The 24,047-nt window shown below is 59.3% G+C and carries 17 protein-coding genes; 11 read left to right on the top strand and 6 right to left on the bottom strand.

Annotated elements, in window-relative coordinates; genetic code table 11:
- Positions 1-45: 45 nt before the first annotated feature.
- The 3 genes from AB4P91_RS15750 to AB4P91_RS15740 form a co-directional block, all read right to left on the bottom strand.
- On the bottom strand, positions 46-3,720 hold the full coding sequence (locus AB4P91_RS15750) for a translocation/assembly module TamB domain-containing protein (RefSeq protein WP_395603156.1): 3,675 nt from the start codon (positions 3,718-3,720) through the stop codon (positions 46-48).
- Complete coding sequence (locus tag AB4P91_RS15745; RefSeq protein WP_150597260.1) at positions 3,717-5,444, bottom strand: autotransporter assembly complex family protein; 1,728 nt, start codon at positions 5,442-5,444, stop codon at positions 3,717-3,719. The genes AB4P91_RS15750 and AB4P91_RS15745 overlap by 4 nt, the downstream gene beginning before the upstream one ends.
- A 66-nt stretch (positions 5,445-5,510) precedes the next feature.
- Positions 5,511-6,161, bottom strand: coding sequence for an N-acetyltransferase (locus AB4P91_RS15740; RefSeq protein WP_007912451.1), 651 nt, complete (start codon positions 6,159-6,161; stop codon positions 5,511-5,513).
- 328 nt (positions 6,162-6,489) lie between these two features.
- Between AB4P91_RS15740 and xthA the strand changes: the two genes are divergently transcribed.
- Together xthA and AB4P91_RS15730 are read left to right on the top strand one after the other, a co-directional pair.
- Positions 6,490-7,302 (top strand): exodeoxyribonuclease III, encoded by an 813-nt coding sequence (gene xthA / locus AB4P91_RS15735; RefSeq protein WP_150592329.1) that lies wholly within the window; start codon positions 6,490-6,492, stop codon positions 7,300-7,302.
- A gap of 129 nt (positions 7,303-7,431) precedes the next feature.
- Positions 7,432-8,766: a substrate-binding domain-containing protein gene (locus AB4P91_RS15730; protein WP_395603155.1), complete on the top strand. Its 1,335-nt coding sequence runs from the start codon at positions 7,432-7,434 to the stop codon at positions 8,764-8,766.
- Positions 8,767-8,910: 144 nt separating this feature from the next.
- Here AB4P91_RS15730 and AB4P91_RS15725 read toward each other — a convergent pair whose 3' ends face one another.
- Positions 8,911-10,140 carry an acyl-CoA dehydrogenase gene (locus AB4P91_RS15725; RefSeq protein ID WP_395603154.1) on the bottom strand — a complete coding sequence of 410 codons (1,230 nt, stop codon included), beginning with the start codon at positions 10,138-10,140 and terminating at the stop codon, positions 8,911-8,913.
- Between the two features lie 171 nt (positions 10,141-10,311).
- Between AB4P91_RS15725 and AB4P91_RS15720 the strand changes: the two genes are divergently transcribed.
- The 3 genes from AB4P91_RS15720 to AB4P91_RS15710 all read left to right on the top strand — a co-directional run bounded on the left by AB4P91_RS15720 (position 10,312) and on the right by AB4P91_RS15710 (position 12,896).
- A complete protein-coding gene (locus AB4P91_RS15720; protein ID WP_042559911.1) occupies positions 10,312-11,241 on the top strand; it encodes a LysR family transcriptional regulator in 930 nt (309 codons plus the stop codon).
- A 206-nt stretch (positions 11,242-11,447) separates the two neighbouring features.
- Positions 11,448-11,849, top strand: coding sequence for a MerR family DNA-binding transcriptional regulator (locus tag AB4P91_RS15715; protein WP_150592331.1), 402 nt, complete (start codon positions 11,448-11,450; stop codon positions 11,847-11,849).
- Positions 11,850-11,996: 147 nt separating this feature from the next.
- Positions 11,997-12,896 carry a hydroxymethylglutaryl-CoA lyase gene (locus AB4P91_RS15710; protein ID WP_395603153.1) on the top strand — a complete coding sequence of 300 codons (900 nt, stop codon included), beginning with the start codon at positions 11,997-11,999 and terminating at the stop codon, positions 12,894-12,896.
- Positions 12,897-13,562: 666 nt separating this feature from the next.
- Here the strand turns inward: AB4P91_RS15710 and AB4P91_RS15705 are convergent.
- The gene (locus tag AB4P91_RS15705) at positions 13,563-15,260 is read right to left on the bottom strand and encodes an AMP-binding protein (protein ID WP_395603152.1); all 1,698 of its coding nucleotides are present in this window, start codon (positions 15,258-15,260) and stop codon (positions 13,563-13,565) included.
- A 297-nt stretch (positions 15,261-15,557) separates the two neighbouring features.
- On the opposite strand from AB4P91_RS15705, the gene AB4P91_RS15700 reads away from it, so the two are divergent.
- The 4 genes from AB4P91_RS15700 (at position 15,558) to AB4P91_RS15685 (ending at position 21,208) form a co-directional block, all read left to right on the top strand.
- Positions 15,558-16,721 (top strand): isovaleryl-CoA dehydrogenase, encoded by a 1,164-nt coding sequence (locus tag AB4P91_RS15700; protein ID WP_150688777.1) that lies wholly within the window; start codon positions 15,558-15,560, stop codon positions 16,719-16,721.
- A gap of 104 nt (positions 16,722-16,825) precedes the next feature.
- On the top strand, positions 16,826-18,430 hold the full coding sequence (locus AB4P91_RS15695) for a carboxyl transferase domain-containing protein (RefSeq protein ID WP_395603151.1): 1,605 nt from the start codon (positions 16,826-16,828) through the stop codon (positions 18,428-18,430).
- A 13-nt stretch (positions 18,431-18,443) separates the two neighbouring features.
- On the top strand, positions 18,444-19,259 hold the full coding sequence (locus AB4P91_RS15690) for a gamma-carboxygeranoyl-CoA hydratase (protein ID WP_395603150.1): 816 nt from the start codon (positions 18,444-18,446) through the stop codon (positions 19,257-19,259).
- Positions 19,259-21,208, top strand: coding sequence for an acetyl/propionyl/methylcrotonyl-CoA carboxylase subunit alpha (locus tag AB4P91_RS15685; RefSeq protein ID WP_395603149.1), 1,950 nt, complete (start codon positions 19,259-19,261; stop codon positions 21,206-21,208). Before AB4P91_RS15690 ends, AB4P91_RS15685 begins: the two co-directional genes overlap by 1 nt.
- 39 nt (positions 21,209-21,247) lie before the next feature.
- Here the strand turns inward: AB4P91_RS15685 and AB4P91_RS15680 are convergent, their stop codons facing one another.
- Positions 21,248-21,907, bottom strand: coding sequence for a S24 family peptidase (locus AB4P91_RS15680; RefSeq protein WP_150592337.1), 660 nt, complete (start codon positions 21,905-21,907; stop codon positions 21,248-21,250).
- Positions 21,908-22,037: 130 nt separating this feature from the next.
- Here AB4P91_RS15680 and AB4P91_RS15675 point away from each other — a divergent pair, with 130 nt between their 5' ends.
- Positions 22,038-22,376, top strand: coding sequence for a DUF6124 family protein (locus tag AB4P91_RS15675; protein ID WP_042559920.1), 339 nt, complete (start codon positions 22,038-22,040; stop codon positions 22,374-22,376).
- 468 nt (positions 22,377-22,844) lie between these two features.
- On the top strand, positions 22,845-23,996 hold the full coding sequence (locus AB4P91_RS15670; RefSeq protein WP_395603148.1) for a M14-type cytosolic carboxypeptidase: 1,152 nt from the start codon (positions 22,845-22,847) through the stop codon (positions 23,994-23,996).
- Positions 23,997-24,047: the final 51 nt, after the last annotated feature.

Genomic DNA, 24,047 nt, shown 5'->3' with positions numbered 1-24,047 from the left:
CGATAACCGGATCGCGCGCGGCGATCCGGTTATCGGCAACGCGACCTAGAAATCGCGCTTATAGAAAATGTCCAGAGAACTGGCCACGCCACTGGCGACTTCGACGTAAACCTTCTTGCTCAGCTTGTACCGCAGGGCAATGGTGCTGGCCGGTTCAAACACGCCAACGCCGTAACGCAAACTGAGCTTCTCGGAGATATTGCCGCTGGCCACCACGCTGGTAGCGTCGCCGCTGCCCTGCGTGTCGAGCTGGAAATCCTGGATACCCAGATCCTTGGCCAGACCACTGGTGACCCCGGCGCTGCCCATCAAGCCCAGGCCCAACGCCGCTTGCGCGAGCATGTTGTTGTCTTCACCGCTGGTGCTCAACGGACGCCCGAGCACCAGATAGGACAACGCCTGTTCCTGGCTCATCGCCGGCTCCGAGAAGATCTGCGTGGTCGGTTGTTCGGCGCTGCCACTCAGGCGAATACCAGCGATCACGTCGTCTGTCTGGCGAATCGCTTCGATATCCAGATACGGCTGATCGATGGGGCCAGCGAACAGCAGACGCGCACGCCGCACCGTCAGGCGCTGGCCGTAGGCGCGGTAACGCCCGTCGTTGAGCCAGAGTTCGCCGCGAGTGTCCATGTTGTCACCGATGTGGACCTGACCTTGCAGATTGGCGGTCAGGCCAAAACCGGCGAAGCTCAACTTGTCTTGCCCGACCACCACGTCGATGTCCATTTTCATGGCGATTGGGGGTTTGCCCTGTTCGGTCTGCGCGCCGACGATGATCGTGTCATCGGAGACCTTCACCGTCGATGGCGGCAATTCACGCACGGTGATTTCGCCTTTGGGCACCAGCACTCTGCCGGCAATTTTCAGCTCATCGCCGGCCATGGAAATCTTCAGGTCCGGCGCCACTTCAAGCTTGGCGTAGGGTTCGACGCTGACCGGCAATTGCGTGCCCTTGAGCGCCAGATCCACCACCAGCGCCTGGCCCCAGGTGATGTTGCCGTTCAGGCTGCCCTGCCCGCTCTTGCCGCTTTTCCAGCCGCCGTCCAAACGCACCGACTCACCGGCAATCATCGCTTTGACTTGCAGATCCTGCAGTTCCATCGGCAACTCGGCGCCGGACACTTCGCCATCGCTGAGTTGCACAGTGCCGTTGACCAAGGGTGCGAGCAGACCACCGGAGATCGTGCCGCTGCCGTTGAGGCGCCCGGTAAGTTTCTCGACCATCGGCACAAACGGCCGCGCCACGGACAGGTCCAGCCCGCTCAGGCGGAACGAGCCGCTCAGCGGTTTGTTTTTCGGCAGCGGATTGAGCTGGGCCTGCACCATCAGTTCGCCGAGTTTGCCGCCGACAAAGTTGAGGTCGGTGTCGATACGTTTCGGGGTCAGCTTGCTGGTGAGTTTCAGCGTCTGGTACGGAAAGTCGAGCCACTGCTCCTTCTCACGCATACGCAAGGTGCCGCCGCTGGCGTCGATGCTGACTACGCCATTGGGGCCGCTGGCCGGCAAGTCCAGTTGCAGATCGGCATTGAGCTTGCCCTGCCAGGCGAAGTCTTTCGGCAACCACTGCGCGAGGCTTTCAATCGGGAATTGCTTGAGGTGGTAACGCAGTTTCGGCTCGGGCATCAGCCGTTGATCTTCACCGCAGAAGCTGGCGCTGCCGGACACCCAGCAATGGGCGCCGAAGTTGATTTTGCCGTCAGCCAGACGCTCGAGCCTGGCCGGGTTTTGCAGTTTCCAATCCTGGCCGCCGGCCTGAATGTCGCCGCTGGCCAGGCGCCCGCGCCAATTGCCCTTGTCCAGATTGCCGTCCAGGCCAAGCGCCAGTTTCAGTTTCGGCCCGAGCAGGTCGAGATTGAGTTTCTGGCGCTTGATGTCGCCTTGGGCGCTGGCGGTCAGGGTGCCCAAATTCGTGTCACCGGCCTGAATGCCGCTGCCCTTCAGATCGATCTTCGCTCGCTGTGCGCTGTCGAGGGTGGCGTCGAGATTGAGGCTTTGCAGGCGATTATCCTGAAAGGCCAGTTGCGAACCTTGCAGACCGAGCTTGCCTTGCGGTGCTTTCAATGTGCCGGCGACGTTGACCTGGCCGTTGATCTGCCCGCGCAGTTCTGGCCAGAGCTGGGCCAGACGGGCCAACTTGATGTCGATCTGCCCGGTGAGTTTCTGTTGCAGACTGCCCTTGCCGCTGATGCTGTTGTCGCCGAGGCGGATTTGCAGGGCATTCAGATTCCATAGTTCGCCAGCGCCGTCGGCCTTGGCCTGGAGGATCGCCGGTTGACCGCGCAGTTTGCCTTTGAGGTCGAGATCGGCCGTCAGGCTCAAGCGCTCGTTCTTCATTTCGCCTTGGCTTTTCAACGGCCCCGCCAGGGTGCCCGGTAGTTCTGCAACCCAGTACGCCGGGTTGAGTGCCGACAGATCCAGCGCCGCGTCCCAGGCAATGCCGTCCGCAAACTGCACGTTCACGTGCCCTTCGGCCTTGCCCTGCCCGGCTTCCATTTTCAGTTGCGGCAAAGCGATCTGTTTAAGGCTGCCGCTGAACGGACTGCTCAGGCTGAATGCGCCCGCTGGGCCATCCAGCGCGGCGGCGAAGTTACCGATGTACTGACCGTCGGTGTAAGAAACTTCGCCGTTGAAGGTACGCAAGGCGACCTGTGGCTCGTCGATTTCGTTGTAGAGCCGATGCCACGGGAAGTCCTGCCAATGGATGTTGGCTTGAGCCGTGATGCCTTTGCTCCAGTCGACGCTGCCGGTCAGTTTGAGGCTCTGCTGGTCGTTGGCGGTCAGGTCGAGGCCGGCGATTTGCGCGCTGCTGGCGTCGACCTTGCCTTTGAGCAACAACGCCACCGGGCCTTTATCGGCGGGCAGCGTGGCGTTGCCATTTAGCTGGTAACCGTTTTTCAGGTCGCCTTCGCCGGTCAATACCAGTTGATTGAGTTGCAGGGTATCCGGCAGATCAGCGCTCGGTTTGAACGCCTCGGACGTGATACGCACCTTGGCCGGCAGGTTTTCCGCCAGCGGTTGCAGTTCGCCGCTCAACTGGCCATCAAGGTAGCCACGACTGTCGGCGTGCAGGTTGAGGGTCTTCAACAGATCGCCGTCGACTTTCAACGCCAGCGTCCAGGGATCGGTGCCTGGAGACGGCAGGGTCAGATCCCCTGCAATGTTCAGCGGCCAGTTACCGGTGGGCTGGAGCAACCCGGACAGGTTCAGGCTCAACTCATCGCGTTGCAATTTCACGCTGTCGATCTGCAAGCCTTTAGCGGTCCAGTGGGCCGCCAGTTGCAGGCCTTTGAGTTGTTCGCTGCCGTTGAACAGCAAACTGCCGACCTGCACATTGCCCAGTTCGAGGCCCAGCGGCAATTGCAGATCCGGCAGTTTGATCGGGCCGCTTTCGGTGGTTTCTTCACTCGGCGGGAATTGCAAAACAACCCGATCAGCCTTGAGTTGATCGATGCACAACGTCATGCGTGTCAGGCACAGCGGCGACCAGGCGAAGATTGCCTGGTCCAGTTCGACCCGGCTGCTGTCTTGCTGCCAGACGAGATGATCGGCGCTCCATTGCCCGCCGAGGCGCCCCTGGAAATTCTCCGTGCTCAAGCCCGGCACCAGACCCAGCGCCCAGCGGCTGCCGGTGTGGGTTCCGAGTACGACGGCCACACTCAATACAATCAAGAACACCAACGTCAACAACGTCAGTGCGGTAATTTGCAAACCACGCTTCACAGCTCAGGCCCCATGGAAAAGTGCAGCCGGATGCCGCCATCGTCGTCCAGCGCATGGGCCAGGTCGAGGCGGATCGGCCCCACCGGAGAAACCCAGCGCACACCGATACCGACCCCGGTCTTGAGGTCCGGCAGTTCGAGTTTGTTGAAGGAGTTGCCCTGATCGACGAAGGTCGCGACTCGCCATTTCTCCGCGACGGAGTATTGATATTCAACACTGCCGGCAATCATGTAGCGGCCACCGATGCGGTCGCCATCGGAGTTTTCCGGGGACAGGCTCTGGTAGTCGTAACCGCGTACGCTCTGATCGCCACCGGCAAAGAAGCGCAGCGACGGCGGCACCGATTTGTAACCGTTAGTGGCGCTGCCGCCGACCTGCACGCGACCGAGCAGACGGTGCTTGTCGAACACCGTGGTCAAGCCCTTGACCAGCGCGGTGCCATATAAAAGGTTGGTGTCGGAGCCAACGCCCTCTTTCGCGACTTTGCTTTCAAAGGTCAGGCGGTAGCCGTTGTGCGGGTCGATGCGGTTGTCACTTTTGAGGTACGAGTAACTGATGCCGGGCATCAGCAAGGTACTCAGGCCCGAGTCGTCGCCAAGCTCGTATTCCTCGCGCTGCCATTTCAGCGAAATCACCCGTTGCCAGCCGCTGGGCAACTTGCTGTGCCATTCCGGGCCGAAGGTCAGCAGTTTGCTGAGCGTGTCGGAACCTTCGATGTCTTCGAATTGATAACCGCCGGCCCAACGCAATTTGTCGGTCAACGGCGGGTCGAGCGGGATGTCGTAGAACAGCCCGACGTTCTGCCGCGGCGCCGAGAGTTCGGCTTCCCAGCCGTAGCTGTCGCCCTGCGGATTGACCCAATGGCGCGTCCAGTTGGCTTTGATCCGTGGGCCGACGTCGGTCGAATAGCCGAGACCCAGGCCCATGGTGCGCGGCTTGCGCGTGTCGAGTTTGACGTCCACCGGGATCACGTCATTTTTTGCGGCAGTCGGCGCGGCGTCGACCCGCACGCCTTCGAAGTAGCCGCTCGATTGCAGATCACGATTGAGTTCGGCGATCAGTTCGGAGTCGTAAGGCTCGCCCGGTTTGAATGGCACCATGCGTTGCAGCAAGTCTTCGTCGAAGGGCGTATCGCCCTCGAAACTGACTTTACCCAGCGCATAACGCGGGCCGCTTTCATAAATCAGTTCAACATCGGCGACGCCTGCGCGCGGGTCGACCAAGAGTTTTTGACGGGTGAAATGGCCACTGAAATAACCGAAGCGCGAGGCCTGATTCTGGATCAGCCGCTTGGCGTCTTCGTAGCGACCGTGGTTGAGCACCGCGCCGGGCTTGAGCACATCGGCTTTGGGTACGCGAAAGGATTTGAACGAGGCCGCTGGCCCGTCGACGCGAATGGTCACGTTGCGCAGACGGATCGGCTCGCCGGGATCGATGTTCAGCACCAGGCGCGGCTTGTCGCCGCCCTTCACATCACTGTCGATCTGCGGCTGGTAGTAGCCCAAAGCCTGCGCGGCTTTGCGCGCCTGCTCCTCGGCACCACGACTGAAGCGCAGCAAGGCTTCTTCGTCGCGGTCACCGAGGCTGCCGATATAGCCTTCTATATTGGCCTTGAGTTCATCGTTGGACGGTTTGATCCGCACATCCAATTCACTTTGCGCCAGCGCCGCGCAGCTGGATAACAGCATGAGCACGCCACTGGTAAATCTTCCTGGAAAATTCATAGGCGCGGATGCTATCACGAGCTTGAGAGCCTGATAGAACCGGACTTGTCTCGAAAAGTTCGATGATTATGCGGTCGCAGTTTGTAACACCTGCGGATTGGCATGGAAAAACACATGCTCGCGCACTGGGCCGACGGCAACTTCGCCGATCTCCTCGTAACCCTGTCGTTTGTAAAATTCCAGATAGCGCGGATTGCCGGTGTCGAGCACCACGCCTTGCGACGTTTCGTCCACCGCGCACCAGTTGTGTACGGCCGTCAGCAGTTGCTCGCCGAAGTGCTTGCCCTGGAACTGCGGGTGAATGCCGAGCAGCGGCAACATGTGCACCGAATCACTCGGCACGCACGCGGCGACGGCATCGTGATATTCCAGATAGCGCCTGGTGCAGCGAAAACCGGTGCTGAGCACCATGCGCAGGCGCCATGCCCAACTTTCGGTGATGCCCAAACGGCGCTGCGGCGGCGCGATCAGAGCGATGCCGATCAGGCGGTCGTTGACCAGCAGGCCAATGGCGGGCAAGTCCTGAAGAAAGTGCTGCTTGACCAGTTCGCGCACCGTCGCGCGCACGCGCTGCTCGTATCCGGGACGCTCGGCTTCAAACAGGTAACCGAAGGTCGGCTCGTGGCGATAGGCCTGATAAAGCAGGGATCGGGCTTCGCGGGAATAACCGCGGTCGAGCATATGAATGTCGGCGATGGCGGTCTGGGTTTCAGGCATGTCAGTGATTCTCCCCTGGCACCGCTTGAATGGCGGGGCTCTTGTTGGTACGAACCTTTTGGTGATGCTGCGGTTCCCCACAGGTATAGACCAAAGCGGGATCTTCATCGACTGAACGGACGCCATCGCTGGCAAGCCAGCTCCCACAGATTTCTCGGGTGTTCACAGAATTTTTGTTCGCTGCAGATCCCTGTGGGAGCTGGCTTGCCAGCGATGGCGCCACTGCAGACAGCACAAACCCCACAGACCAAACCGAATCTGCCTACCCCAACACTGGCCCCCATCCCACATGTCAGCTAGCATCGCCCTTTTGCCAGGACTGCCGACCATGAAGATTGTTTCCTTCAACATCAACGGACTGCGCGCCCGTCCGCATCAGCTGGCAGCGCTGATCGAAAAACACCAGCCGGACGTGATCGGCCTGCAGGAAACCAAGGTCCACGACGATCAGTTTCCGCTGGAAGAAGTACGCGCCCTTGGCTACCACGTGTATTTCCATGGCCAGAAAGGCCATTACGGCGTGGCAATGCTCTCGCGTCAGGAGCCGATTGCTATCCACAAAGGTTTCGCGACTGACGAAGAAGACGCCCAGCGCCGCTTCATCTGGGGCACTTTCGCTGACGCCAATGGCGTGCCGGTGACGATCATGAACGGTTATTTCCCACAGGGTGAGAGCCGCGACCATCCAACCAAATTCCCCGCCAAGCAGCGTTTCTACAGCGATCTGCAAACCCTGCTGGAAAGCCGGTTCAGCAACGAACAGCCGGTGGTGGTGATGGGCGATGTGAACATTTCACCGGAAGACTGCGACATTGGCATCGGCCCGGACAACATGAAGCGCTGGCTGAAAACCGGCAAGTGCAGCTTTCTGCCGGAAGAGCGCGAGTGGATGGCCCGCCTGAAAAACTGGGGCCTGACCGACAGCTACCGCCACCTGAACCCGGACGTGACCGACATGTTCAGCTGGTTCGACTACCGCAGCCGTGGTTTTGAAGATGAACCGAAACGCGGGTTGCGCATCGACGTGATCCTGGCATCCCACGGTTTGCTGCCTCGGGTAAAAGCGGCGGGTGTCGACTATGAATTGCGCGGCATGGAAAAGCCTTCGGACCATGCGCCGATCTGGCTTGAACTGAGCTGATCTTCAAATCATCTGAAATCCCCCTGCGGGAGCGAGCCTGCTCGCTCCCACATTGAATCGCTGTCATGTTTTGGTCATACGCCTGACTTAATCTCCCCGGCAATCCCCTTGGCTTCAATCGGTGCCGGCATGACCCTGCGTGTTTTACTGGTTTTTCTGTTGGGCACATGGCTGAAGGTCTCCGCCGCTGCCCTGCCCATCGCTCAAAACGGCCCGGCACTGCGCATCCAGGGATCCAACACCATTGGCGCCGAACTCGGCCCGGCACTGGTTGAAGGACTGCTGCGAGAGCAGGGTCTGCTGAAGATCCACCGCGAAACCGCGGACAGCGCCAATGAACGGCGGATCGTTGGGCAGACCGCGCAAGGTCAACGCGTTGTCGTGGAAGTTGCGGCCCACGGTTCTAGTACCGGATTCGTCGCATTGAAAAACGCCAGCGCCGATCTGGCCGCATCTTCCCGCGAGATCAAGGATGGCGAGTTACAGACACTGCACTCACTCGGCGATCTGAAAAGCCCCGGCGCCGAGCAAGTCATTGCCATTGATGGCCTGGCGATCATCCTCCACCCCGATAATCCATTGCAGCAACTGGATACCGAACAACTGGCGCGGATCTTCAGTGGCGAGCTAAAAACCTGGGAAGACCTCGGCGGGCGTGGTGGCGCCATTCATTTATATGCGCGAGATGATCAGTCCGGTACGTACGACACGTTTAAGGAATTGGTCCTGAGTCGTCGTGGGAAAAGTCTGAGTAGCGCGGCGAAAAGGTTTGAATCCAGCGAGCAGTTATCCGACGCCGTCAGCAGCGATCCACAGGGGATCGGCTTCATCGGTTTGCCGTACGTGCGGCAGGCCAAAGCGGTGGCGATAGCCGATGGCGCGTCGCAATCGATGCTGCCACTCAACAGCTTGATCGCCACCGAAGACTATCCGCTGTCGCGACGATTGTTCTTCTATCTGCCGCCCGACAGCCAAAACCCGTGGGCCAAGGCATTGGTGGCGTTTGCGCAAAGTCGTCAGGGCCAGGCGATTGTTGCGGCCAACGGTTTCATCAGTCAGACCGTGCATGCGATGACCGTCGCACCGAATGCGCTGATGCCTGAGGGGTATCAATCCCTAAGCCGTCACGCCCAACGTCTGACAGTCAATTTTCGTTTCGAGGAAGGCAGTGCCAGCCTCGACAACAAGGCTCGGCAGGATCTGGCTCGGGTGTTCGACTATATAAAGCGCCACGACAAAACCGATCGTGCGGTAACGCTGGTGGGGTTTGGCGACGTCAAGGACGACCCGGCGCGGGCGGACTTGTTGTCCAAATTGCGGGCGATGGCCGTGCGGCGTGAGTTGGTGAAAAACGGCGTGGTGCTGCGCGAGGTGCGCGGGTTTGGCGCGCAGATGCCGGTGGCGGCCAATAGCGCGGATGAAGGTCGGATCAAGAATCGGCGGGTTGAGGTTTGGATCTACTGAACCTGATGTGATTGGGTGAACCTGCTGATGCCATCGCTGGCAAGCCAGCTCCCACAGGTTTCTCGGGTGTTCACAAAATTTGTGCTCACTGGAGGTCCCTGTGGGAGCTGGCTTGCCAGCGATGAACGATGACACGGTGTTGAATCAGCGTTCGCTACGCAGCATTTCCTTCGGCACATACTTGCCGATCTCGAACTTGCCGATCGCCGCGCGGTGCACTTCGTCCGGGCCGTCAGCCAGGCGCAGGGTGCGCTGCATGGCGTACATGTAGGCCAACGGGAAATCGTTAGACACCCCTGCCCCGCCATGCATCTGGATCGCCCGATCAATCACGCGAAGTGCCACGTTCGGCGCGACAACCTTGATCTGTGCGATCTCGCTCTTCGCCACTTTGTTACCGACAGTGTCCATCATGTAGGCCGCTTTCAACGTCAGCAGACGCGCCATGTCGATTTCCATCCGTGAGTCGGCGATCTTGTCGACGTTACCGCCCAGACGCGCCAAAGGCTTGCCGAACGCAGTGCGGCTCACCGAGCGTTTGCACATCAATTCCAGCGCACGTTCCGCCATGCCGACCGATCGCATGCAGTGGTGAATTCGGCCTGGGCCAAGGCGACCCTGAGCGATTTCGAAGCCGCGTCCTTCACCCAGCAGGACGTTTTCGTACGGCACGCGTACGTTGTCGAACAGCACTTCAGCGTGACCATGCGGCGCGTCGTCATAACCGAATACCGGCAGCGGACGGACGATTTTCACGCCGGGGGTGTCAACCGGCACGAGGATCATCGAGTGCTGCGCGTGGCGCGGCGCATCAGGATTGCTCAGGCCCATGAAGATGAGGATTTTGCAGCGTGGGTCGCAGGCGCCGGAGGTCCACCACTTCTTGCCGTTGATCACCCACTCGTCGCCATCACGCACGGCGCGGGCGGCCATGTTGGTGGCGTCGGACGAAGCGACGTCCGGTTCGGTCATGGCAAACGCCGAGCGGATCTCACCGCGCAGCAGCGGTTCGAGCCAGCGCTGTTTCTGTTCTTCGTTGGCGTAACGCACCAGCACTTCCATGTTGCCGGTGTCCGGCGCCGAGCAATTGAACGGCTCTGGCCCGAGCAAGGAGCGCCCCATGATTTCTGCCAGGGGCGCGTATTCAAGATTGGTCAGACCGGCGCCGAGTTCCGATTCCGGCAGAAACAGATTCCACAATCCCTGCGCCTTGGCCTTGACTTTGAGCTCCTCCATGATCGCCGTCGGCTGCCAGCGGTCGCCTTCGGCAACCTGGCGTTCGAACACGGCTTCGGCCGGGTAAACGTAAGTGTCCATGAACGCGGTCACGCGCTCACGCAGTTCTTGCACCTTGGGCGAATAAGCGAAATCCATGAGCAATTACCTTCTTGGGCAGAGGTTGTTTAAGTCATGCAATCGATGCTAGAACAGCGTTGATAATTTACCTAGCCTATTCTCGGCGTGTATTAACATTCATCACCGATATATGATCGGCTGATTGTCAGCCCCAAAACACCTGCCCTTAAAAACAAGAGAAGCCGCGTAATGAATCTGAGCAAGGTCGACCTCAACCTTTTCATCGTCTTCGACGCGATCTACACCGAAGCCAACTTGACCCGTGCCGGGCAGATTGTCGGCATCACGCAGCCGGCGGTGTCCAACGCGCTGGCGCGGTTGCGCGAGACGTTCAACGACCCGCTCTTCGTACGCACGGCTCAGGGCATGGTGCCGACGCCGATGGCACAGAACATCATCGGCCCGGTGCGCAACGCGCTGTCGCTATTGCGCGTATCGGTTCAGGAAAGTCGCATTTTCAACCCGGCGCAAGCGGTCAAGACCTACCGCATCAGCATGACCGACCTCACCGAGGCAGTGATTTTGCCGCCGCTGTTCCAGCGTTTGCGCCGTTTGGCGCCGACGGTAATCATTGAGAGTTTCCTGTCCAAACGTCGCGAAACCACCAAGGAACTGGCGGCCGGACGTCTGGATTTTGCCGTGGATGCGCCGCTCAACACCGACCCGCAGGTGCGTCACGTCAAGCTGATGGAAGACCGCTACGTTTGCGCGATGCGTAAGGGCCATCCGATGGCGGGCAAGGAAAAATTCTCCCTCGATGACTATCTGTCGCTGACGCACATCCATATCTCCAGCCGTCGCAGCGGCCTCGGCTATGTGGACCTGGCACTTGGGAAAATGGGCATTCAGCGCAAGATCGCATTGCGCTCGCAGCATTATTTGATGGCGTCCCAGGTGATGCAGCAGACCGACATGGTCATGACCGTGCCGGAGCGTTTCGCCCGTCGCCATGAACTGCATGCGTTTAATCTGCCGGTCAACGATGTGCCACCGGTGGAGACGCACCTGTATTGGCACGAGAGCACCGATCAGGACCCGGCGAATCGCTGGATGCGCGAGCAGATGATCGAGTTGTGCCAGCAGGTGACGGCACATGAGAAGAAGCTCGACAAGGTGTAGGACTCTGCACCGCATTGCGGCCATCGCGAGCAAGCTCGCTCCCACAGGGCTCTCGGCCGGTCACCTATTTTGTATTCAAAACAGACCCACTGTGGGAGCGAGCTTGCTCGCGAACAGGCCAGCCCTGACAACAACGATTCATCCTTCTTGACGTAAACGTCAACCTGCCATTAGCTTAGCGCCAAGACCTTTTATCGAGCGCTTTCATGAGCAGCCAGACCTATAGCATTTCCGACCTTGCCCGCGAGCTGGACATCACCACCCGGGCAATTCGCTTTTATGAAGAGCAAGGCCTGCTCAGCCCTGAGCGTCGCGGCCAGGAACGCATCTATTCGCCCCGCGACAAAGTCAGCCTGAAGCTGATCCTGCGCGGCAAGCGCATCGGTTTCTCGCTGGCCGAATGCCGCGAACTGATCGAACTCTACGACCCGTCCAGCGGTAACACCAAACAACTCAACAGCATGCTGGCGAAAATCAGCGAGCGCCGGGAACAACTGGAGCAGCAATTGCTCGACATCGAGCAGATGAAGCTGGAACTCGATACCGCCGAAGAACGCTGCGTGCAGGCGCTGGAGCAGACGCTCAAGAGCCAGCAAGTCACGCAGTAATCAGCCATCACTCATTTCCTGTGGGAGCGGGCTTGCCCGCGATCAGGCCGGAACATCCAGCATTCATGTTGACTGACCCGACGCCATCGCGGGCAAGCCCGCTCCCCCAGGACTCTCAATGAATCAAAATTCAAGCAGGTCAACGCCATGTCCCTCCCCTCCCAAGTACGCCTGATCGAAGTCGGCCCGCGCGATGGCCTGCAGAACGAAGCCCAACCCATCAGCGTGGCTGACAAGGTGCAACTGGTCGACGCCTTGAGCGCCGCAGGTCTTGGCTATATAGAAGTCGGCAGTTTCGTCTCACCGAAATGGGTGCCGCAGATGGCCGGGTCCGCCGAGGTGTTCGCGCAGATCCAGCGCAAACCCGGCGTGACCTACGGTGCACTGGCGCCGAACCTGCGTGGCTTTGAAGACGCGGTCGCGGCCGGGGTCAAGGAGGTCGCGGTGTTCGCCGCCGCATCCGAAGCGTTCTCGCAGCGCAACATCAACTGTTCGATCAATGAAAGCCTGGCGCGGTTTGCGCCGATCATGGACGCGGCGAAACAGCATGGCGTTACCGTGCGCGGTTACGTTTCCTGTGTGCTCGGCTGCCCTTACGAGGGAACCGTCGCGCCGGAGCAAGTGGCCATGGTTGCGCGCGAGTTATACGCAATGGGCTGTTATGAAGTGTCGCTCGGCGACACCATCGGCACCGGCACCGCAGGCGCGACTCGTCGCCTGTTTGAAGTGGTTTCGGCGCAGGTGCCAAGAGAAAAGCTCGCCGGGCATTTTCACGACACCTATGGCCAGGCCATGGCCAACATCTACGCCAGCCTGCTCGAAGGCATCGCGGTGTTCGACAGCTCTATCGCCGGCCTCGGCGGTTGCCCGTACGCCAAAGGTGCGAGCGGTAACGTCGCCACCGAAGACGTTGTTTACCTGCTCAACGGCCTGGGGATCGACACCGGAATCGACCTGGACGCCTTGATTGCCGCGGGTCAGCAAATCAGCGCGGTGCTCGGTCGCCCAAGCGGCTCGCGCGTGGCCAAGGCGCGTAACGCACAGTGAGGTCAAGGGTGTTACCGCGGCATCCGCAAAGTGGGCACGAGCGAGTAACACGGAAACAAATTGTCTGGCTTTGACCGGACGATAAAACCTGAAAAAATATCAACCTATTGATTTATAAGGACTTTTTAAAGTTGGCACGCGTCCTGCTATCTCTATGGCATAACAAGAATAAAAAGCGGCAAACCAATAAAAATAAGACGTAACGACTCTGACATAACAAAAACAACACGGCAGAGACGCAGCTAACAGATTTTTTTGGAGAAGGTGTGTTTTTCAGGGTGCTCTCAGGAGTGACCCGCAACCGGGCAGAGAATAATAAAACTACCTTCAGGTAGCTCCCGAATCGGTTGGATCGTTTAACGAGAAAGCAGATCAGCGCTCAAAAAAATACGTTTGCTCTTGACCCCGGATGGGGGTCGCCAAAAACAGCGGTAAAGGGCCACGGTTGCCAAAAACAACAATAGACCGACCCTCAATAATAAAAAAAGAGCACGCGACGACAAAATTAAAGGGGAGCCTCGGCTCCCCTTTGTGCTTTCTGTGATTCCTGAATTCTTCCGAAACCACTGTGGGAGCGAGCTTGCTCGCGAATGCGGTGTGTCATCAACAGAGATGTTTACTGACCTGACGCCTTCGCGAGCAAGCTCGCTCCCACAAGGATTGTGCCTACCGCACGACTGTTTTCAGTTCCTCGATGCTTATTTCCCGCATTTTGAACTTCTGGATCTTGCCGGTCACCGTCATCGGAAACTCTTCGACAAACTTGAAATGCCGTGGTGTCTTGAAGTGCGCGATGCGCTCCTTGCACCAGGTTTGCAGCTCCAGTTCCGAGGCGTTGTGGCCGGGATGGAATTTGATCCAGGCGACAATTTCCTCACCGTACCGCGAACACGGAATGCCGATCACCTGCACATCCGCCACGGCCGGATGGGTGAAGAAGAACTCCTCCAGCTCACGCGGATAAACATTCTCGCCACCGCGAATGATCATGTCCTTGTTACGTCCGGCGATGTTCACGTAGCCATCGTCATTCATGCTTGCCAGATCGCCGGTACGCATCCAGCCGGCCTCATCGATAGCCTCGGCGGTGGCCTGCGGATTGCTCCAGTAGCCAAGCATCACACTGTAACCACGGGTACAGAGTTCGCCGATGGTGCCACGCGGCACCAGGTTGCCGGCCTCGTCGATGATCTTGCTTTCCAGCTGTGGCTGGGTGCGGCCGACAGTGGTCACGCGCAATTCCAGTTCGTCGTTCGGTCCGGTCTGCAGCGACACCGGACTGGTTTCGGTCATGCCATAGGCGATCTGCACTTCGCTCATGTGCATCTCGCTGATGACCCGGCGCATGACTTCGATCGGGCAAGTGGCGCCGGCCATGATGCCGGTGCGCAGGCTCGACAGATCGAATGCGCCGCGTTGTGGCTGGTCGAGCATGGCGATGAACATGGTCGGCACGCCGTAGAGCCCTGTGGCTTTTTCTTCGGCGACGGTTTGCAGAGTCAGCAACGGATCGAACGCATCGCTGGGGTAAATCATCGTGCTGCCGTGGGTGATACAACCGAGGTTGCCCATGACCATGCCGAAGCAGTGATACAACGGTACCGGGATAACCAGTCGATCAAGCGGCGTCAGACCGATGCTTTCGCCGACCATGTAACCGTTATTGAGAATGTTGTAGTGACTGAGGGTGGCGCCTTTGGGGAAACCGGTGGTGCCGGAGGTGTACTGGATGTTCACCGGTTGATCGAAGTGCAGGCTGTCGCTGCGTTCATGCAGTTGTTGCGGGGCGATGCTGGCGGCCATGTCGGCCAGTTGCGACCACGGCAGGAAACCCGACGGCGGTTGTGCGTCGAGGCTGATCACGCCACGCAGGTCCGGCAGACGCTCGCTGCGCAATTGGCCGATGGATTGCTCCGCCAGTTCCGGCACCAATCCCTGCAACATGCCGTGATAGTTGGAGGTCTTGAATGCTCCGGCACAGACCAGCCAGTTGCAGCCCGACTGCTTGAGCACATATTCGAGTTCGGAGGTGCGGTAGGCCGGGTTGATGTTGACCAGGATCACCCCGATCTTCGCGGTGGCGAATTGGGTGATGCACCACTGCGCGCCATTCGGGGCCCAGATGCCGAGTCGATCGCCCGCCTGCAATCCCAACGCCAGCAAAGCCCTGGCATGCAGATCCACTGCCTCAGCGAGCTGTCGCCAGGAGTAGCGCAGCTGCTGATGGCGCACCACCAACGCCTCGCCGTCCGGGAATTGCGCGACGGTCTGGTCGAACTTCTGCCCGATGGTCATCGCCAGCAAGGCTTTGTCCTGGGAACCTCGGGTGTAACTGCGCTGCGGATTTGCACTGGGTTGATCCATGACGACCCCTATTGTCTTTATTAGCGGGTTTGCCGGATTGAATCCTTGTGGGAGCGAGCTTGCTCGTGAAGAGGCCATCTGATTCGACATCCGTGTCGACTGGTCTGGCGCCTTCGCGAGCAAGCTCGCTCCTACATGGGACAGTCCGTTTTCTATCTTGAACTGTCTCTACTCTCGCCTAAGTTGACGTTAACGTAAAGTGTGATTGACAGTCACTCATCACAGGCTTACGTTTACGTCAAGGTGAGAGCTGAACCGCCGCCCTCCCCACCCTACAAAAAAGCCAAAAGGTGACCCATGAGCTACCCATCCCTGAACTTCGCCCTCGGTGAAACCATCGACATGCTGCGCGATCAGGTTCAGTCCTTCGTCGCTAAAGAGATCGCCCCACGCGCGGCGCAAATCGACAGCGACAACCTGTTCCCCGCCGATATGTGGGGCAAATTTGGTGACATGGGCCTGCTCGGCATCACCGTGCCGGAAGAGTACGGCGGCGCGGGCCTGGGGTATCTGGCGCACGTAGTGGCGATGGAAGAAATAAGCCGCGGCTCGGCCTCGGTGGCGTTGTCCTATGGCGCGCACTCAAATCTCTGCGTCAACCAGATCAACCGTAACGGCAACCACGAACAGAAAATCAAATACCTGCCGAAGCTGATCAGCGGCGAGCACGTCGGCGCGCTGGCGATGAGCGAACCGAACGCCGGTTCTGACGTGGTTTCAATGAAACTGCGCGCCGACAAACGTGGCGACCGCTACGTCCTCAACGGCAGCAAAACCTGGATCACCAACGGCCCCGACGCCAACACCTACGTGATCTACGCCAAGACCGATCTGGAAAAAGGCGCCCACGGCATCACTGCATTCATCGTCGAGCGCGACTGGAAAGGCTTCAGCCGCAGCAACAAGTTCGACAAGCTCGGCATGCGCGGTTCCAACACCTGCGAGCTGTTCTTCGATGACGTCGAAGTGCCGGAAGAAAACATCCTTGGCGTGCTCAACGGCGGCGTGAAAGTGCTGATGAGCGGCCTCGATTACGAACGCGTCGTGCTGTCGGGCGGGCCGACCGGGATCATGCAGTCGTGCATGGATCTGATCGTCCCGTACATCCACGACCGCAAACAGTTCGGCCAGAGCATCGGCGAATTCCAGCTGATCCAGGGCAAAGTCGCGGACATGTACACCCAACTCAACGCCAGCCGCGCCTACCTCTACGCGGTGGCCCAGGCCTGCGAGCGCGGTGAAACCACACGCAAGGACGCTGCCGGCGTAATCCTTTACACCGCCGAACGTGCCACCCAGATGGCCCTCGACGCGATCCAGATTCTCGGCGGTAACGGCTACATCAACGAATTCCCCGCCGGTCGTCTGCTGCGCGACGCCAAGCTGTACGAAATCGGCGCCGGCACCAGTGAGATCCGTCGCATGCTGATCGGTCGCGAACTGTTCAACGAAACGAAATGAATTTCGTCAGCGGCAAGCTGCGAGCGTCAAGCGGCAAGAGACATGCGCTCTCGCCTCGACTTGCACCTCGTAGCTTGAAACTTGAAGCTGCTACGGAGTAGCCCATGATTCTGCACACTCAGCTCAATCCTCGTTCAGCGGAATTCGCCGCCAACAGCGCCGCGATGCTCAAACAGGTCGACGCCCTGCACACCCTGCTCGCGCAAATCGCGCAAGGTGGCGGCGCGAAAGCACAAGAACGCCACACCTCGCGAGGCAAGCTGCTGCCGCGTGAACGCATCAACCGCCTGCTCGATCCGGGCTCGCCATTTCTGGAAATCAGCCAGTTGGCCGCCCACGCTGTCTATGGCGAAGACGTTCCGGCCGCAGGCGTGATCGCCGGTATCGGCCGGGTTGAAGGCGTCGAATGCATGATCGTCGCCAACGATGCGACGGTGAAAGGGGGTTCGTACTATCCATTGACCGTGAAAAAACACCTGCGCGCGCAGACCATCGCCCAGCAAAACCGCTTGCCGTGCATTTATCTGGTGGATTCGGGCGGTGCCAATCTGCCGCGTCAGGACGAAGTGTTCCCGGATCGCGAACACTTCGGGCGGATCTTCTTTAATCAAGCCAACATGAGCGCGATGGGCATTCCACAGATCGCCGTGGTCATGGGCTCGTGCACCGCCGGTGGCGCTTACGTGCCGGCGATGGCCGACGAAGCGATCATGGTGCGCAACCAGGCAACGATTTTCCTTGCCGGCCCGCCGCTGGTGAAAGCCGCGACCGGGGAAGTGGTCAGCGCCGAGGATCTGGGCGGCGCCGATGTGCATTGCAAAGTTTCCGGGGTGGCCGACCATTACGCCGAAAGCGACGAGCACGCCCTCGCCCTTGCCCGCCGCAGCGTCGCCAACCTTAACTGGCGCAAGCTTGGCGAAGTGCAGCAGCGCACACCGATCGCTCCGCTGTACAGCAGCGACGAGTTGTACGGTGTGGTCTCGGCCGACGCCAAGCAGCCGTTCGATGTCCGTGAAGTGATTGCGCGGCTGGTCGATGGCTCGGTGTTCGATGAATTCAAAGCACTGTTCGGCACTACGCTGGTGTGCGGTTTCGCCCATCTGCACGGCTACCCGATCGCCATCCTCGCCAACAACGGCATCCTCTTCGCCGAAGCCGCGCAGAAAGGCGCGCACTTCATCGAACTGGCCTGCCAACGCGGCATTCCACTGCTGTTTCTGCAAAACATCACCGGCTTCATGGTCGGCCAGAAATACGAGGCCGGCGGCATCGCCAAGCACGGTGCAAAACTGGTGACCGCTGTGGCGTGCGCCAAGGTGCCGAAATTTACCGTGATCATCGGTGGCAGCTTTGGCGCCGGTAACTATGGCATGTGCGGTCGCGCCTACGATCCGCGTTTCCTGTGGATGTGGCCGAACGCGCGCATTGGCGTGATGGGCGCCGAACAAGCGGCGGGCGTGCTGGTACAGGTCAAGCGCGAACAGGCTGAACGCAGCGGCCAGGTGTTCAGCGCGGAGCAGGAAGCCGAGATCAAGCAGCCGATTCTCGACCAGTACGAAGAACAGGGTCACCCCTACTATTCAAGCGCACGATTGTGGGACGACGGCGTCATCGACCCGGCGCAGACCCGCGATGTGTTGGCCCTGGCCTTGTCCGCGTCGTTGAACGCGCCTATCGAACCGAGCCGCTTCGGCGTGTTCCGGATGTGATCGGGAGAATCTCATGAGCGATTTCAACACCCTCGAACTGCACAGCGACCCACGGGGTTTTGCGACTGTGTGGCTCAACCGTGCCGAGAAGAACAACGCCTTCAACGCCGAAATGATCCGCGAACTGATCCTCGCCCTCGACAAGGTGGCCAGCGACGCCAGCCTGCGTTTTCTGCTGGTGCGCGGGCGCGGCAAGCATTTCAGCGCCGGCGCCGATCTGGCGTGGATGCAGCAATCGGCCGAACTCGATTATCACACCAACCTCGACGACGCCCGGGAACTGGCGGAGTTGATGTACAACCTGGCCAAACTGAAGATTCCCACCCTGGCCGTGGTGCAAGGCGCAGCATTCGGCGGCGCGTTGGGTCTGATCAGTTGCTGCGACATGGCGATTGGTGCCGATGAGGCGCAGTTCTGCCTGTCGGAAGTGCGTATCGGCCTGGCCCCTGCGGTGATCAGCCCGTTTGTGGTGCAGGCCATCGGCGAGCGCGCAGCACGCCGCTATGCCCTGACCGCCGAGCGTTTTGGCGGCCAGCGTGCACGGGAAATCGGCTTGTTGTCCGAGAGCTATCCTAACGCAGAGCTTGAACATCAGGTCGAGCAATGGATCGACAACCTGCTGCTCAACAGCCCGGCCGCCATGCGCGCCAGCAAGGATCTGTTGCGTGAGGTCGGCAACGGCGCGCTGACACCAGCCCTGCGCCGCTACACCGAAAACGCCATCGCCCGCATCCGCGTCAGCCCTGAAGGTCAGGAAGGCTTGCGCGCCTTTTTGCAAAAACGTCCGCCGAACTGGCAAGCCGCAACCACCCTTAAGGAGCCGCGTTGATGAGCGCACCTGTTCTCACCACCCTGCTGGTGGCCAATCGTGGCGAAATCGCTTGCCGGGTCATGCGCACCGCCAAGGCCCTGGGCCTGACCACCGTCGCGGTGCACAGCGCGACCGACCGTGATGCGCGACACAGCCGTGAAGCCGATATCCGCGTTGATCTGGGCGGCAGCAAAGCGGCCGACAGTTATCTGCAAATCGACAAACTGATCGCAGCGGCCAAGGCCAGCGGCGCACAGGCGATTCATCCGGGTTATGGCTTTCTTTCCGAGAACGCCGGATTCGCCCGCGCCATCGAAGCCGCGGGTTTGATCTTCCTCGGCCCGCCCGCCTCCGCCATCGACGCGATGGGCAGCAAATCCGCCGCCAAAGCGCTGATGGAAACAGCTGGCGTGCCGCTGGTGCCGGGTTATCACGGCGAAGCGCAAGACCTCGACACCTTCCGCGACGCCTGTGAACGCATCGGTTATCCGGTGCTGCTCAAAGCCACTGCCGGTGGTGGCGGCAAAGGCATGAAAGTCGTCGAGGACGTCAGCCAACTGGCCGAAGCCCTCGCCTCCGCTCAACGTGAAGCACAATCATCGTTCGGCGACTCGCGGATGCTGGTGGAGAAATACCTGCTCAAGCCACGCCATGTGGAAATCCAGGTATTTGCCGATCAGCACGGCAACTGCTTATACCTCAATGAGCGTGATTGCTCGATCCAGCGCCGCCACCAGAAAGTTGTCGAAGAGGCGCCGGCACCGGGGCTGACCGCGCAGCTGCGCCGCGAGATGGGTGAAGCGGCTGTGCGTTCGGCGCAGGCGATCGGCTACGTTGGCGCAGGCACCGTGGAATTTCTGCTCGATGCTCGCGGCGAATTCTTCTTTATGGAGATGAACACTCGGCTGCAGGTTGAGCATCCTGTGACCGAGGCCATTACCGGCCTGGATCTGGTGGCGTGGCAGATTCGCGTTGCGCGTGGTGAAGCGTTGCCGATCACTCAGGAGCAAGTGCCGCTCAATGGCCATGCCATTGAAGTTCGGTTATACGCCGAAGATCCGTCGAATGACTTCCTGCCGGCCGCCGGACGTCTGGCGCTGTATCGCGAATCAGCTGAAGGCGCAGGACGGCGGGTGGATAGCGGCGTCGCAGAAGGTGACGAGATTTCGCCGTTCTACGACCCGATGCTCGGCAAGCTGATTGCCTGGGGTGAAGATCGTGAGCAGGCGCGTCTGCGACTGCTGAGCATGCTCGATGAGTTTGCGATTGGCGGGTTGAAAACCAATATCAATTTTCTCCGGCGGATCATCGCTCACCCCGCGTTCGCGGCGGCAGAACTGGATACCGGTTTTATTCCGCGTTATCAGGAGCAACTGTTGCCGGTTCCGGGCGAGTTGAGTGACGCGTTCTGGAATGTGGCGGCGCAGGCGTTTGCACAGAGCCTGCCGAGTATTGCGCGGGCTGATGACCCGAGTTCGCCATGGGCTCGCAATAGCGGTTTGCGTGCGGGTCTGCCGCCGGAAATCACCCTGCACTTGAGTTGCGAGGGCCAGGATCGCGCGTTGACGTTGGGTGCAGGTAGCAACGCCAAACTGTCGGGTGAAGCACTGATTATCGAGCATGACGGGGTACGTCGTGACTTGCGCGCTATCCGTCAGGGCGATTCGCTGTATCTGCAGTGGGAAGGCGAGTTGCGGCGCATCGAATCGTACGACCCGATCAGCGCTGTCGAAGCCAGCCACAGCCATCAAGGCGGGCTGACTGCGCCAATGAACGGCAGCATCGTGCGGGTTCTGGTTGAAGCAGGTCAATCGGTTGAGGCCGGGGCGCAACTGGTGGTGCTGGAAGCCATGAAAATGGAACACAGCATCCGCGCACCACACGCCGGCGTGATCAAGGCGCTGTATTGCCAGGAAGGCGAAATGGTTGGCGAAGGCAGCGCTTTGGTTGAGCTGGAATCTGTGTGAAATGAAGATCGATCCTACGCCTGGCGAGGATCGATCTGACTAAAAACGCGCCGTTGCCTGAACCACTACGCCGATAATTCGACACTCATCGGTAAACAGGGCTTTCGGCCAGGTCGGATTGAGCGGCACCAGGTAGCGCTGGCCGCCCTCTTCGTCGAGTTTGCGAAAAATCGCTTCGTCGCTTCCCGGCCACTGGGCGATCACCAGCTTGCCGGGCACCGCCTCCACCTCTGGATCCACCAGAATCAGCATGCCTTCAGCGATGCTTATGCCACTGGGTGCGGTCATCGAATCCCCCGTCACCGTCAGCCAGAACGCAGCACCTCGGGCGTGGTAATCCGTCAGTTCGAAGCGTGGATTTTCTGTTGTCGACAAATAGGTGGGTTGCCCGCTTTCGCGCACCTCGCACGGCGTGCGCCAATCGCTGACCGGATAACGGAAGTACGGGTTGTACTTCTGCGCCAGCGGCATCTCATCCTCCGGCGTCTCCTGCTGCTCGCGGATCAGTACCACCACTTCCAGATATTCCATGCCCAGCGCATGCAGCACGCGATTCATTTCAGTGATGCCCGGTTCCCTACGTTTGTTCAGCCAATGACCGATCCCTCCCTGGGACATACCGACGCGCTCTCCGAGCACTGTTTGAGTGATTTTGAGTTCACTCATCTTGGCCTTGACCAACTCAATCCATTTATCCATGTCCGGCACCTTACGCGTAGGTCTCCCGCACGACAAAACACAAATTGTAGTATTTAATTTTTAGTGACAACTACACTTCGTACTATTCTGAAAGCACGGATTTTCTATCGAACAAGGAGTGGCCGTCATCATGAATATCAGCAGCAAAGACTTGCCCGATCTGCAAATGGACACCACGTTCACCTCGCCACAAGGCAATGCCGCGGCACAGCGAGCACTGGACTATTACTTGAAACCAGCTGTGTCAGAGCCCGAAGTCGATGAGCGCTTCTTCGATGTGAGGCGCCATCTCAGCGGCGAGGAAGCGCTGGTGCACGCCTCGGATCTACTGCGATGCGCGGCAGCCACCGCGTTCAAGGCAGCAGAAAACCTGCAGGGCGCGAGCCGGGACCTGGCATTTTCGGTGGTGCATATGGTGGATATGGCGCGGGCGATGGTCGACCACTCGCTCGATGGCGAGGAAACCTGAGGGCGCGAGAGGAAAGAATTTTCCAATCGCGCAGATGAAAACATTTGACTTGCAAATGATAATGATTATTATTGCAAGCAGCTGGTCGCGAGATCAGTCGATGGACCAGAGACCTTAGGTCGGTCTTCTGGACTATCTCCTCATCAGGCTAATCACGGTTTTTGACCCGGCTTTTTGCCGGGTCTTTTTTTGCCCATTTTTTGGGCTTATAGCTTCAGGCTAATGAAGTCTGTAGATGCTGCAAAATCGATGGCGCGGATAATATCAAAAGAATATCGATTGGCAAGACAAGCCCGGCTGCATTGGGGAAAACTAACGGCAGATAGCACTTGAGAATCAATCGCATACACTCTAAGCTGCATCCGCGTCATGGAGGACGCCCCCGCCTCCACCCTACAATTCCCCTCGGTTTCACGCCTGTCTTGTGTGTAAAGTAACGGCCATAAAAATCATATTCAGGAACCGATTATGACCGTGGCCAAATCTTCGTTCGACATCAGCGCCAACTTCGACAGCGGCAATATCCAAGTCATCGATATCAGTAATCCGCTCAACCCGGTTCTGGCCATCCGCCCGGACACCCGCAGCGCGCATTTCCAGTGGTTTCACTTCAAGGCCAGCGGCTTGCATGTTGGCCAGGAGCATTGGTTTCGCCTGAACAACGTCAGCCAGTCTTCTTACAACAAAGCCTGGACCGGCTATCAAGCCGTGGCGTCCTACGACCACGTGAACTGGTTCCGCGTACCGACCATTTTCGAAGGCGACTGCCTGCGTTTCTCCCTTGAAGCCACCCAGACCCACGCCTGGTTCGCCTACTTCGAACCCTACAGCCGTGGCCGTCACGACTGGCTGATCGAGCAGGCCCTGACCAAAGCCGGCACCGAACTGCTGGCCACCGGCAAAAGCGTCGAAGGCCGCGACATCCAATTGCTGCGCAAAGGCACAGGCGCCGAAGGCCAGCGCAAAATCTGGATCATCGCCCAGCAACACCCGGGTGAACACATGGCCGAATGGTTCATGGAAGGCGTGATCGAGCGCCTGGAAAGACACGATGATCCGGTCATGAACACATTGCTCGCCAGCGCCGATCTTTACCTGGTACCGAACATGAACCCGGACGGCGCGTTCCATGGTCACCTGCGCACCAATGCCATGGGCCAGGACTTGAACCGCGCCTGGCAGAACGCCACTCAGGAGGTCAGCCCTGAAGTGCTTTTCGTGCAGCAGCAAATGGAAAAATACGGTGTCGATCTGTTTCTCGACGTACACGGGGACGAGGAAATCCCCCACGTCTTCACCGCCGGTTGTGAAGGCAATCCTGGCTACACACCACGGATCGAGAAGCTCGAAGAACATTTCCGCAACCACTTGAAGCACACCACCAAAGACTTCCAGACCAAGTACGGCTACACCCGCGACGAACCGGGCCAGGCCAACATGACCCTGGCGTGCAACAGCGTCGGCCAGAAGTACGATTGCCTGTCGCTGACGCTGGAAATGCCGTTCAAGGATCACGACGATCATCCCGATCAACACACCGGCTGGTCGGGCAAGCGCTCCAAGCAATTGGGCAAAGACGTGCTGACCACCATGGCCGACATGGTCGACACCCTGCGTTGATCCCCCGCTCTCGGTAATCCGCAAAAGATCGCAGCTTGTCTGCGATCTTTT

The organism is Pseudomonas sp. B21128 (assembly GCF_044218865.1).
Lineage (GTDB): Bacteria > Pseudomonadota > Gammaproteobacteria > Pseudomonadales > Pseudomonadaceae > Aquipseudomonas > Aquipseudomonas iridis.
Note: the sequence above shows the minus strand (reverse complement) of the source record. Positions and strands in the feature narration are given on the sequence as shown.